The sequence below is a fragment of the Mycobacterium sp. D16R24 genome, assembly GCF_002013385.1.
Lineage (GTDB): Bacteria > Actinomycetota > Actinomycetes > Mycobacteriales > Mycobacteriaceae > Mycobacterium.
In genome coordinates, this window is the sequence record NZ_MAEV01000021.1 from 60,065 (window position 1) to 71,594 (window position 11,530).

Below are 11,530 nucleotides of genomic sequence, written 5' to 3' on the forward strand. Positions count from 1 at the left end.
CAGAGTTACCTTAGAGCTTCCTTAGGAAAAGGATAGGCCAGCGCACTTCTATCCTCCAGCGAACGGAGGAAGAACATCCACGACAGAGCCTGATTCCGGCCGGTGGGAGCGGTCGCGGACCGCCACGCCGTCATAAAGAAAGGAACAACGCGCCAATACGCGTTCCAGTTCCACTCCTTTGGTGGCCAGTTGACGGGTCAGATCGTTGAAAGAGGCCCCTGCGGGGAGCTCGACGGTCTCCTCCTGGACACCTGCGGCGGTCGCGGCCGCGGCGAAGTACCGGACGTGGATGCTCACCTAGCCGCCGATCGCGCTCATGGGGCGGTCTGGCTGCAGGAACGAGGGGTCGTTGATCCCGTGCCCCGGTTTCTTCCCCCACATGGCGACCTGCCACGCCGATGCCACCATCGCGTCGGTGGCGCCGGAGCGGAGCAGTCCGCGCAGGTCTGACTCTGCGGTGGCGAACAGGCAATTGCGCACCTGTCCGTCGGCCGTCAGCCGGGTGCGGTCACAGTCTCCGCAGAACGGCCGCGATACCGATGCGATGATCCCGACCGTGGCAGGGCCCCCGTTGACCAGCCAGCGTTGTGCTGGTGCGCTGCCACGGGGTGCCGGGTCCGTGCTCAGCGTGAACTGCCGACTCAGGGCGGCGTGGACTTCGTCGGCCGTCACCATACGGTCGCGGTTCCAGTTGTGCTCAGCGTCCAACGGCATCTGTTCGATGATCCGCAGCTCATATCCGTGTTCCAGGCTGAACCGCAGCAGTGCGAGGGCGTCCTCTTTGTACTGCTCGGGTGTCAAAACTGCGTTGATCTTTATGGGCGATAGTCCGGCGGCATCGGCGGCTTGGAGTCCGCTGAGGACATCGGATAACCGGTCGCGGCGGGTGATCGCGGCGAAACGATCGGCGTCCAACGTATCCAGCGACACATTGATGCGGTCCAGCCCGGCGGCGCGTAGCGCGGCGGCCTTGCGATCCAGGCCGACGCCGTTGGTCGTCATTGCGATATCGGGTCGCGGTGTGAGGGCGGCCACCGCGGCGACGAGTCGCTCCAAGTCCTTGTATATCAACGGTTCTCCGCCGGTGAACCGGACGCTGCGGATTCCCAGCTCGGTAACCGCGATGCCGATAAGCCGAACGTATTCGTCGGCGGTGAGTAGCGCGTCGCTGCGCAACCAGTCCAGTCCCTCTGCGGGCATGCAGTACGTGCAACGCAGATTGCACCGGTCGGTCAATGACACCCGCAAGTCGGTCGCGATGCGGCCGAACGAATCAATCAACGGGGTCATAAGTGCAGCGTAGCGACCACTTGCGCGAGCCGAGTAGGATGACCACTCACCGCGCCCTATTTGGGGCGCGTTAATCATGTGAGGTGAGTGCAGTGCCAACCGGCAAGGTCAAGTGGTACGACGCCGAGAAGGGCTTCGGCTTCCTGTCGCAAGAGGATGGCGAGGACGTGTACGTCCGGTCCTCGGCGCTGCCCGCTGGCGTTGAGGGGCTCAAGGCCGGACAGAAGGTCGAGTTCGGTATGGCCGCGGGCCGTCGCGGTCCGCAGGCGCTGAGCCTCAAGTTGATCGACGCGCCACCCTCGGTGCAGAAGACGCGTCGCGAGAGCAGTGGGCCGGTGAACCACAAGCACACCACCGACGAGCTCCACGGAATGATCGAGGACATGATCACCTTGCTGGAGGGCACGGTGCAGAGCGAGCTGCGCAAGGGGCGTTACCCGGACCGCAAGATCGCCCGCAAGGTCTCCGAGGTCGTGCGCGCCGTGGCCAGCGAGCTGGACGCCTGACCTGAGCTTCATCCGCGCCGAAGATGTGATCGCGGCGCTCGATGCCGCCGGCGATTCCGGCCGGGCCAAGAAATCGGCGCGGTTCTTCAAGACCGGGCCTGGTGAGTACGGCGAGGGCGATGTCTTCGTCGGCGTTTCTGTACCCGATCAGCGCAAGCTTGCGCGGCGATTCCGTGGCATCGGACGCGACGCGGTGGTGCGGCTGCTGGCCAGTGAGGTGCACGAACACCGCCTGACCGGGTTGATCCTGGCAGTCTGGGAGTTCACGCACGCCGAAGGTGTCGAATGCGAAGCCTGGGTGCAGATGTACCTGCAGCAGGTCTGCCACGGCCGGGTGAACAACTGGGACCTGGTTGACTCCTCTGCTGAGCAGATCCTGGGGGAATGGCTTGTCGGCCAAGACTATTCGCTGTTGTTAGAGCTGGCGGCCGAAGATGACCTCTGGCGTCGGCGGGTTGGCATCATCGGAACCTCCGCCTTCACCAAACGCGGTGATGCGCAACCCCTTCTCGCGGTGGCGCCGCTGGTCATCGAGGACCGCCGGGACCTGATCCAGAAGGCTTACGGCTGGATGCTGCGCGAGGCCGGAAAGCGCTGTGGTGCCGAGGTACTCAGTGAATACCTGGATGTGCATGCCGCGGCCATGGGTCGCACGGCGCTCAGCTACGCCACGGAGCATCTCGATGCCCAGGCGCGCGCGGAGTATCGCGCGCGGCGCTAGTCCTTCCAGGTAGTGGCTACGGACCAGGTGGCGCGTGCTTTGAAGACTTGCTCACCCAGTTCGTTGACACCGACCGTGGGCACTGCCACCTCGATACCCACCAGCTTCCTCCCTGCTTTGTCGACGGTCGGAACGGTGACCGCCGAGCGGTGATCCCAATAGATCACTTGGTCGCCGTACTTTGTCGACGGTGCCGCCAGATGGGCGTACGCCGCTGTGATCGCCCATGGGCCTTTGGAGATCTGTGAGTCGACCGAAAGCTGAACGAGTTCAGCATCATTCACGAAAAGTTCAACGATATGACCCGGCGGGTCGCATTTGGCGAGCGTTCTATCGCAGTAGAGCAGCGGGCCTACCCGCACCAGGGTGCCGTGGGTGAAAGCACTGATCTCGGGCCGCTCGTCCGGGCCTTCTCTATGCTCGCGTAGCTGCCAGGCGATGAACCCCACCATCGCGGCAGCGGTCAACACCAAGACGGCGGCGAGCGCCGCCAGTTTTGCCTTCACGCGACTACCTTGCCACCCTCTTGTTCGGCCATCACCGGGCGGTTGCCGCCCAGGCCCGGAATCAAGGAGACGCCGCGGAAGCTGGCCAGTGTCTGCGCCAGGCCGAGGAGGAGTACCGCCGATATCACCGTGAACCCGACCCATAGGTCGGTGTAGATCATCACGCCTATCGCGCCACCGAGCACCCAGGACAGCTGCAACAGTGCCTCGGAACGCCCGAACGCCGATGCGCGGGATTCCTCGGGCAGGTCGTCCTGCAGGGAGGCATCCAGTGATGCCTTCGCGATGGCGCTGACCCCCGATGTCACCAGTGTCGCGAACACCACCACCGCCAGGACCCCGGCGAAGGCCGCCGCGAGCGCCACCACAGTGACCGCGCTGGCGCACCGCACCACGAGCAGGGCGGGGCGGCCGAGCTTGAGCCGGGCGCTGGTGGCATTGCCGGCGAAATTCCCGATACCGGCGGCGGCGCCGATCATGCCCAGCATTGCGAGCTGTTGGAAGCCGTGCGCATCATGGGATTTGGCGACGAAGGCCGGATAGAGGGTGAGGAAACCGACCATCACCTTGATGGTGCAGTTGCCCCACAACGCGGTGATGATGTTGCGGCCCAGCGGCTGGCGGATCTTGTCCTGCTGCTTGTGGGAGCGGCGGAGCAATATCGTTGGGTGTTCGCCGTCGTCGCCGTGGTAACCGAAGGTCGTAGGCACCTCACCGGCGGTCACCTCGACCCACTTCGGGATGCGCATGGACGCCCAGGCGCCCACCGCTGCGGCGGCCATGACGGCGAAAAGTGCTCCGGGCAATTGGAACAGCCGGGTGAACGAAAGCTCGAAGGCTCCGGCGATCGCACCGCCCACAATGGTCCCGCCGACCAAGCCGAAGGTGGTGAGCCGCGAGTTGACTCGAACCAGGTCGATTGTCGGAGGCAGCACACGCGGCGTGACGGCGCTCCGCAACACGCCAAAAGACTTGGACAGCACCAGCATTGACAGCGCGCACGGATACAGCACCCAGGGCGGGAAGCTGCCGCTGGCACCGTCGTAGTTGGCGATCATGATGACGGCGAGCGCGATGCGCAGCCCAAACGATGCGGCGAGCGCGGCCCGGCGCCCGTGTTGCAGACGGTCGAGCGCGGGACCTATCAGCGGGGCGATGACCGCGAACGGTGCGATGGTGATGAGCAGATACAGCGCCACCTTGCTTTTGGACTCGGCAGTGGCGGCGGCGAAGAAGAGTGTGTTCGCGAGAGCCACTGCCATCGCGGCATCCACCGCGAAATTGGCCATGACCGGATAGGTGAGTGCGGTCAGGCCCGATTTGTCGGCACCGTCGGCCGTCGCGGCCTTGTGGAACAGCCCGTACATCCGGGAGCCCATTTGACGGCTGCGCATCGCGGCGACCCGGGTGACCGTCAGCTTCTGCGGGATCTCCTGGTCGGGTGGGGGCTGCCGTCGCACCCGCTCCCGGCGTTCATCGCCGAGTGGCGGCAGATACCGGTTCGATGAGCCGCTCGCGCGACGAGGATCCCGCTTGGAGCCGCCCGTCGGATAGTTGGCCATACCGGGGTGGGAGTTGGCGTCGCGCGCATCCTGATTACGGCGACGAGATGGGGAGTCACTACCGGATTGGCGGTTCCCGAACCGCGCGTAGTCGTCCCGCACGCATCAATTGTCCCCCACGGTGAGAAGATGGTCAGCGATGGACATCACTATCTCCGGCCGCGACGCTCTTTACACCTGTATCGACCAGGCTCGTACAGCCATCGTCGAGTTCAGTGGGGAGACCGTGGGCAAGTACCTCGGGGCCTCCTCCGAGAGCACCGATCTGCACGCGTTGACCCACCGTTTCGAGGCTGAGCTGCCGGGGTACCGCGGATGGCGTTGGGAGGTGGTGATGGCCGCCCCACCGGGCGCGACCGCCGCCACCGTCAGTGAGGTGGTCCTTGTGCCGGGCACCGAGGCGCTGCGCGCGCCGACCTGGGTGCCCTGGGATCAGCGCATCCGGCCGGGCGACCTTGGCCCTGGCGATCTGCTCGCGCCGCCGCCCAATGACCCTCGATTGGTCCCCGGATATACCGATAGCGGTGATCCACAGGTCACCGAGACCGCGGGTGAAATCGGGTTGGGACGCAAGCAGGTGCTCAGTCTGGCCGGGCGCGTCGACGCCGCGCAGCGGTGGTTCGAGGGCAACTGGGGGCCGGATAACGAGATGGCACGTGCCACCCGTCGGGTGTGCCGGTCCTGCGGTTTCTACCTGCCACTGGCCGGGTCACTGGGTGTCGCGTTCGGGGCATGCGCCAACTCGATGGCGGCCGACGGCCGTGTCGTGCATATCGAGTACGGCTGCGGCGCTCATTCCGATACGCCGCAGCCGGTCAATTCCGCGATGCCGTTGTACGAGCCCTTTGACGACGGCGTTCTGGACCTAGCGGACTAGGCGTTTTCCGCCGCGTCCTTGATCTTCGACAGCGAGGTCCGCATCCCTTCGAGGATCACCACGTCGAACACCTCGGTCCCTCCGAACATCAGGTTCTGCAGGTTGGTGGAGATGGCCGACCGCTTCTCGCCCAGCACGCGGCGCTCGGTCACCCTGGTACCGCCGGTCGCGGTGGGCTCCAGGTCATAGCTCCACTCGCTCAGGTTGTCCTTGACGTGCCAGGCCAGGCGCCTGTTCGGCTCGACGGCGGTCAGCACGGCGCGTGTCGGCCACACCTTCCAACCTTTGCGGTTGTAGTTGATGACGTTGGTGCCCGCCTGGACAGGTCCGCGCACGAACATCTTGCGAGTCTGCGGGCTCCATCGGGGCATGTTGTCGAGGTCGGCGATCAGTCCCCATACCTTTTCCACGGGCGCATTGATCTCGACGGCGGTTTCCAGCAGTGATGCGTTGGGCATGAGTTTGCTCCTCTTTCCAGGGTGTTTACGGGTTTTTTGAGCTACAAGCCGGTTTGCGCACCGCGTGAACCACGCCGTGCCGCGCGCACTTGGAGCAGGACGATGGCGGTGCCCAGCGCGCCGGTACCGAGTCCGGCGAGTGTGATGGGACGCCAGCATTCGAACGCGGGAATGGTGAAGGCAAAGATGTTGGCGATGAGCCACAGCAGGGTGCCTACGACGACAACCGGCCACGGATTGAGCAGTGCGGCCGGAAGCGGGGGCAGTTGGGGCGCGGGGGTATCCACTAGATGCGCAGCATACGTGGGAAGAACTACATCGGGCTAGGTCCCTGTGAAAGCCCTGGACGTGCCGTAAGGTTTGGGCCGTGAGCGACCCCGATGCCCGGCTGGCCAGCGATCTGTCGCTTGTTGTCATCCGCCTGGCCCGGCATCTGCGCTTTCGTCGCGCGGATTCCCCGGTCTCGTTGACACAGTTGTCGGCATTGGCAACATTGCTCAACGAGGGTGCGATGACCCCGGGCGCGCTGGCTGCTCGCGAGCGTGTGCAGCCGCCGTCGATGACGCGGGTGATCGCCTCCTTGGCCGAGCTCGGGTTGGTGGAGCGTTCGGCGCATCCGACCGACGGCCGCCAGGTAGTTGTCTCGCTGTCGGAGGCAGGCGCAGACATTGTGCTGGCCGATCGCAGCGCCCGCGAGGAGTGGCTGCGCGAGCACCTGGACGATTTCACCCCGGATCAACGCGCGGTGCTGCGGCAGGCGACCGACCTGCTCTCGGCGCTGGTCAATGAAAACGGTTAGCTGACAATCTCGTTAGTCTCTAAAATGATCTACCGTGGCTGACCGCGGCGGGATATTCGTATCGTTGCGCACACGCAATTACCGGCTGTGGATCAGCGGCCAGATGGTCTCGCTCATCGGAACGTGGATGCAGCGAGTGGCGCAGGACTGGCTGGTCCTGGACCTCTCGCACGGCAACGCCTTCTTGCTGGGTGTGGTGATGGCGCTGCAATTCGGGCCGACGCTTTTGTTGTCGGTGTGGGGCGGGATGCTGGCCGATCGCTACGACAAGCGACGGATGCTCATGGTCACCCAGGCACTGATGGCGCTGTTCGCGTTGACGGTGGGTCTCTTACAGGTCACCGGGCTGGTCCGGATCTGGCATGTGATGGCGGTGGCCTTCGCGACGGGATGCGCCGCGGCGATCGAGGCGCCCACTCGGCAGTCCTTCACGATCGAGATGGTCGGCCCGGAGCACCTGCCTAACGCGGTCGGGCTCAATTCGATGGTGTTCAACCTCGCGGGCGTCATCGGGCCGGCGATCTCCGGTGTGCTGATCGGGCTGGTCGGCACGGGTTGGGTCTTCCTGCTGAACTTCGTCAGTTTCCTCGGTGTGGGAATCGCGCTGTGGCGGATGCAACCAGATGAGCTGCACCCCAGTGATCCGGTTCCTCGCGCCAAGGGGCAGCTGCGCCAGGGATTCTCCTACGTATGGCACCGGCGCGACTTGTTCATGATCATGCTGACGGTGTTCCTGGTCTCGACCTTCGGGCTGAACTTTTCACTGACGCTCGCGGTGTTGGCGCGCGAGACCTTCGGTCGTGGCGCGGAGTCATACGGGCTGCTGTCGACGGCTCTGGCGATCGGCACGCTGTTAGGTGCCACTCTGGCCGCCCGGCGCACCGAGAAGGTGCACATGAATTTGTTCTACAGTGCCGCAATGGCTTTCGGAGTATCCGAGGCTGTCGTCAGTGCGATGCCCTCCTACGTGTCGGTGGCCATCGCACTCATCCCGACGGGTCTGCTGGCGCTGACGTTCACCACATCGGCGATGAATATCATTCAGCTGTCCGTAGATTCGCAGCTGCGAGGAAGGGTGATGGGCATCTACATGGTGGCTTTCCTGGGTGGCACTCCGCTGGGTAGCCCGTTGGTGGGCTGGCTGGCCGATCTGCATGGCGGACGGATGCCGCTGCTGATCGGCGGGGTGGTATCGGTGGCCGCCGGGCTGACATGCGCGGTGTATCTGCGCCGTCATCCGTGTCCGGTTGTCGCCGAGGTGGTTCCGGTGGCCGGCCAGATACGTCCTGGACTCATTGCGCCTGCTCCGGTCGCAACCCCGGTGTGTGAACCGACGCCGCTGGCGAAGCGGGTCTAGATGCTGGTCATTGACGTAGACAACGCTGCCGACCCCCGTTTGGACAGCTTCCGCGATCTCAACAGTGTCGACCGCAGGCCAGATCTGCCCAGTGGCAAGGGGCTGGTGATCGCCGAGGGTGTGCTTGTTGTGCAGCGCATGGTCGCCTCGCGATTCGCCCCCTTCGCGCTTTTGGGTACCGACCGTCGATTGACTGAGCTCGCCGGCGATCTCGGCCCCGTCGATGTTCCGTATTACCGGGCGAGTGCGGAGGTCATGGCGGAGGTCGTCGGCTTTCATCTCAACCGGGGGGTGCTCGCCGCGGCGCGGCGCCCGGTGGAGTTGTCGGCGGCCGAACTGATGCAGAACGCACGCACGGTGGCGGTGCTGGAAGGTGTCAACGACCACGAGAATCTGGGCTCGATCTTCCGCAATGCCGCGGGAATGGGAGTGGACGCGGTGTTCTTCGGCAGTGGCTGCGCCGACCCGCTGTATCGGAGGGCGGTGCGGGTGTCGATGGGACACGCGCTGCTGGTGCCGTTCGCGCGCCTTCCGGAATGGCCGAAGTCGCTGTACCGGCTGCGGGACAATGGATTCCGACTGCTGGCGATGACGCCGGCCGGGGACTCGCGGGCGTTGGCCGATGCGATGCCGCCGTTACAGGGGGAGAAGGTGGCGCTGATGGTGGGTGCCGAGGGCCCGGGACTGACCGATGTCGCATTGCGTGCCAGCGATTTTCGAGTACGCATTCCCATGGCTAACGGCACTGACTCGCTGAATGTGGCCACCGCCGCCGCGTTGGCGTTCTATGAGCGCGCTAGGCTCGCGCCATGACCGGCGATCCCCAGCCTGCGCGAAGAGTGAATGGCCCGGCGGACGCCGACACCCCGTGGGCCGAGGGCATCGTCTCGGCGATGTGTGTGGCCGTGGTGGTCGCGGTGGGTGTGGTGGTGCTGAGTCTCGGTCTGGCCCATGTGCATCCGCTATGGGCGGTTCTGCTCAATATCGTTGCTGTGGGTGGTCTTTCGCCAACGTTGTGGGGTTGGCGGGAGCGTCCGGTGTTGCGATGGTTCGTGCTGGGCATCGCGATCGGGATCGCCGGCGGATGGGTGGCCGCCGTGGTGACCGCCCTGATCACCTAGGCCGCGACCTCGCTTAGCTCTGGCCGCTGGAGCGAACGCCGAGCAGCACGTCCTCCCATGTGGGCACGGCAGGCTTGCTTCGGCGTGAGCGCCGCGGTGCGGGCGCCGGCTGAACGTTGGTGTGCTCCTCGGTCGCCACGGGTTCCGGTTCGCGAACCGGTTCGGACTGCGGTGCGGAGCGCGCGTTGAACAACTCCGGCTCGGGCTCGGGGAGGAGTGGAGCTACCGGCGCGACGGGGCGCAGGCTGCGGGTGAACGTCGGGTCGATGAGTTCGCGCGCGGAATCGTCGAGCGCGGTCACCGTGCCGCCATGGGCTCCGGGAGTGAACCGGAAGTGCGCTTTGTTGTCCGACCGACCGGCCCGCCACAGCAGCTGCACGGTCCACCGGCCGTCCTCGACCTTCCAGGCGTCCCATTCAATGCCGTCGGGGTCGAGTCCCCGCGCGAACATCGCACCGGCGACGGTATCGGCGAGCGTGTTGACCGTGGGGCCATCATGGCGAACGGGATGGGCCGCAGTGGCCATCTCGGCTGCGCGCTGCCGTTCCAGCAATACCGGATGGGCGAACCGTTCGATCCGCGAGACATCGACTCCGGCAGAGGTGGCGACTTGCTGGACGGTGGCGCCGGCCCGGATCCGGGCCTGAATTTCCCGGGGTCGCAACGAGCTCTCCATTTCGATCTCGATCTGTCCCAGACGGGAAAGATCGCGCCGGGCGGCTGCGCGGAGTCTGTCGTCGGCGTCGATGACGAACTTGTCGGCGCCATTGGCGTCTTGGCAGACCACTCGCTTGCCGTCGGCCGACAGTCCGATGACTTTCAGTTCGCGCACGATGTCCTCCTCGCCCTGGACTGGATGCTCCAGTTCTCAGGACCTTAGTGCAGGTAGAGGGCCATTCTGTGGTGACACGCGGGGGTGGGGGCTACTTGCTTTTTCGGAAGGTTCGCGCTATGTGACGCGTGTGGCAGATGTTGTTTGCCGCTGGGGCGCGCGGCTTGGCGCCGATAACGCGAATCGAGTGCGAGCCTGGCGCGGGTTCTTGGCGTGATTTCCCGCGGGAGGTTCGCACTCGACAGCGCGCTAGACCAAAACTAGGTGCCCTATGGGCAGGTGACCTCTATTTCGAATGGCTTGTTGGTGGGCTGCATGGGGTTGGCCATGTCCACCGCGATGGCGGTGCCTTCGATGTGGTATTTCTTGCCGTCCTTGGTGGCCTTCGCGCTCGCTCCGGGGGTGCCTTCGGAGAATGCCAGCGACTGACCACTGAGGCTGCCCAGGCCCGCGGACTTCACCGTCGGTGAATCGCCCTCCGTCACCACAGCGCCAAAGCCCTGTGCGCCGCTGCCGATGACGATGTTGACGTTGCCGTTCGAGGCCTGGCAGACGACAGCACCTTCGATCTTCTGCTCCTTACCGTCGATGACGACCTTGGCGCTGCTGTTGGTCGCAACCGCGCCTGCGCCGTTACTGACGGTGGTGCCCTTGGTCTCGGATTTGTCCTTATCGCTCGAACAGCCGACCAGACCTGCGGCGATAATCGCCGCGCCGCCGATGGCGACCACAAGCCCACGCTTCATAGCGTTCTCCTTATATGTGATGAGGGGTGGAGCCGAACAGGACAAAGTATGGGTCGGTAACGGGGCGGGGTACGCGGAACGCCGGTATACCTACGTACCCAGATTTGAGATATCGATTCCGGCCGACAGCAGAATCACCACTACCACGGTCAGGGTGGTCAGTGCGATGGGTTTGCCGCCGTGGTGCCAGTGCTCCCGGGCTAGCGCGTGATGGCGCACCGTGCTGATCGCGACGACGCCGAGCATGACCCCGGTGGCGATCAATGACGCTCCCGCGGTCTGTTTGTGGATGAGTGCGTGGGTGATGAACACGGCGGCGGTTCCCGCGGCCGCCAACCCGGTGCGAAGCCAGGCCAGTGCCGTGCGCTCTCCGGCGCGGGTCTCGTGGGCAGCCCTCATCGATAGAAGACCGCGATCGATGCCAGGATCGCGACCAGCCCGATGCTGACGGCGAGCAGAGGTACCAGCAGGGTGCCCTTGAGTGGTTGGTCCCGGTCCATCCGGTCCTTGACGTCACGCCAATGCACATATGCGCCAACCGACACCACCATGGCAAGGGCTAGGCAGGACGCTGCCAGGACATGCCGGACTCCGGCGTGGTGAAACGGTTGAACGAGAGTCTGGACCGCGACACCGCCGGCGAGCAATCCAAGCGCGGTGCGGATCCATGAGAGGAACGTGCGTTCGTTGGCCAGGGTGAAGCGGTAGTCGATCTCGGGGTCTTCAGGCGGTTCCGTCACCCCGCCCAACTTACC

The 11,530-nt window shown here is 65.0% G+C and carries 17 protein-coding genes; 7 read left to right on the forward strand and 10 right to left on the reverse strand.

Features of this window, described 5'->3' with window-relative positions; all coding sequences use genetic code 11:
• Positions 1-48: 48 nt before the first annotated feature.
• Together B4383_RS18570 and moaA are read right to left on the reverse strand one after the other, a co-directional pair.
• Positions 49-297 carry a MoaD/ThiS family protein gene (locus tag B4383_RS18570; RefSeq protein ID WP_078292789.1) on the reverse strand — a complete coding sequence of 83 codons (249 nt, stop codon included), beginning with the start codon at positions 295-297 and terminating at the stop codon, positions 49-51.
• Positions 298-1,290 carry a GTP 3',8-cyclase MoaA gene (gene moaA, locus B4383_RS18575; RefSeq protein WP_078292788.1) on the reverse strand — a complete coding sequence of 331 codons (993 nt, stop codon included), beginning with the start codon at positions 1,288-1,290 and terminating at the stop codon, positions 298-300.
• Positions 1,291-1,382: 92 nt separating this feature from the next.
• Between moaA and B4383_RS18580 the strand changes: the two genes are divergently transcribed.
• Both B4383_RS18580 and B4383_RS18585 read left to right on the forward strand, forming a co-directional pair.
• Positions 1,383-1,796 (forward strand): cold-shock protein, encoded by a 414-nt coding sequence (locus B4383_RS18580; protein WP_078292787.1) that lies wholly within the window; start codon positions 1,383-1,385, stop codon positions 1,794-1,796.
• A 28-nt stretch (positions 1,797-1,824) separates the two neighbouring features.
• Positions 1,825-2,517 carry a DNA alkylation repair protein gene (locus tag B4383_RS18585; RefSeq protein ID WP_078292843.1) on the forward strand — a complete coding sequence of 231 codons (693 nt, stop codon included), beginning with the start codon at positions 1,825-1,827 and terminating at the stop codon, positions 2,515-2,517.
• On the opposite strand, the gene B4383_RS18590 is transcribed toward B4383_RS18585, so the two are convergent.
• Both B4383_RS18590 and B4383_RS18595 read right to left on the reverse strand, forming a co-directional pair.
• Positions 2,514-3,023, reverse strand: coding sequence for a DUF2771 family protein (locus B4383_RS18590; RefSeq protein ID WP_078292786.1), 510 nt, complete (start codon positions 3,021-3,023; stop codon positions 2,514-2,516). The genes B4383_RS18585 and B4383_RS18590 overlap by 4 nt on opposite strands.
• Positions 3,020-4,687: an MFS transporter gene (locus B4383_RS18595; protein ID WP_139360875.1), complete on the reverse strand. Its 1,668-nt coding sequence runs from the start codon at positions 4,685-4,687 to the stop codon at positions 3,020-3,022. The genes B4383_RS18590 and B4383_RS18595 overlap by 4 nt, the downstream gene beginning before the upstream one ends.
• A gap of 37 nt (positions 4,688-4,724) precedes the next feature.
• Here B4383_RS18595 and B4383_RS18600 point away from each other — a divergent pair, with 37 nt between their 5' ends.
• The gene (locus B4383_RS18600; RefSeq protein WP_078292785.1) at positions 4,725-5,462 is read left to right on the forward strand and encodes a DUF3027 domain-containing protein; all 738 of its coding nucleotides are present in this window, start codon (positions 4,725-4,727) and stop codon (positions 5,460-5,462) included.
• Here B4383_RS18600 and B4383_RS18605 read toward each other — a convergent pair.
• Together B4383_RS18605 and B4383_RS18610 are read right to left on the reverse strand one after the other, a co-directional pair.
• On the reverse strand, positions 5,459-5,920 hold the full coding sequence (locus tag B4383_RS18605) for an SRPBCC family protein (RefSeq protein ID WP_078292784.1): 462 nt from the start codon (positions 5,918-5,920) through the stop codon (positions 5,459-5,461). The genes B4383_RS18600 and B4383_RS18605 overlap by 4 nt on opposite strands.
• A 41-nt stretch (positions 5,921-5,961) precedes the next feature.
• Positions 5,962-6,207, reverse strand: coding sequence for a DUF2530 domain-containing protein (locus B4383_RS18610; RefSeq protein WP_078292783.1), 246 nt, complete (start codon positions 6,205-6,207; stop codon positions 5,962-5,964).
• 80 nt (positions 6,208-6,287) lie between these two features.
• On the opposite strand from B4383_RS18610, the gene B4383_RS18615 reads away from it, so the two are divergent.
• The 4 genes from B4383_RS18615 to B4383_RS18630 are packed head-to-tail and all read left to right on the forward strand — an operon-like array spanning position 6,288 to position 9,197.
• Positions 6,288-6,719, forward strand: coding sequence for a MarR family transcriptional regulator (locus tag B4383_RS18615; protein ID WP_078292782.1), 432 nt, complete (start codon positions 6,288-6,290; stop codon positions 6,717-6,719).
• A gap of 34 nt (positions 6,720-6,753) precedes the next feature.
• A complete protein-coding gene (locus B4383_RS18620) occupies positions 6,754-8,076 on the forward strand; it encodes an MFS transporter (RefSeq protein ID WP_078292781.1) in 1,323 nt (440 codons plus the stop codon).
• The gene (locus B4383_RS18625) at positions 8,077-8,889 is read left to right on the forward strand and encodes an RNA methyltransferase (protein WP_078292780.1); all 813 of its coding nucleotides are present in this window, start codon (positions 8,077-8,079) and stop codon (positions 8,887-8,889) included.
• A complete protein-coding gene (locus tag B4383_RS18630) occupies positions 8,886-9,197 on the forward strand; it encodes a DUF2537 domain-containing protein (RefSeq protein ID WP_078292779.1) in 312 nt (103 codons plus the stop codon). The genes B4383_RS18625 and B4383_RS18630 overlap by 4 nt, the downstream gene beginning before the upstream one ends.
• 13 nt (positions 9,198-9,210) lie before the next feature.
• Here the strand turns inward: B4383_RS18630 and sepH are convergent, their stop codons facing one another.
• From sepH to B4383_RS18650, 4 genes are all read right to left on the reverse strand, one after another.
• Entirely contained in the window at positions 9,211-10,029 is an 819-nt protein-coding gene (gene sepH, locus B4383_RS18635) for a septation protein SepH (RefSeq protein ID WP_078292778.1), read from the reverse strand.
• Between the two features lie 269 nt (positions 10,030-10,298).
• The gene (locus tag B4383_RS18640; protein WP_078292777.1) at positions 10,299-10,775 is read right to left on the reverse strand and encodes a lipoprotein LpqH; all 477 of its coding nucleotides are present in this window, start codon (positions 10,773-10,775) and stop codon (positions 10,299-10,301) included.
• Positions 10,776-10,865: 90 nt separating this feature from the next.
• Complete coding sequence (locus tag B4383_RS18645; protein WP_078292776.1) at positions 10,866-11,174, reverse strand: DUF202 domain-containing protein; 309 nt, start codon at positions 11,172-11,174, stop codon at positions 10,866-10,868.
• A complete protein-coding gene (locus B4383_RS18650) occupies positions 11,171-11,515 on the reverse strand; it encodes a DUF202 domain-containing protein (protein WP_078292841.1) in 345 nt (114 codons plus the stop codon). Before B4383_RS18650 ends, B4383_RS18645 begins: the two co-directional genes overlap by 4 nt.
• Between the last annotated feature and the right edge of the window lie 15 nt (positions 11,516-11,530).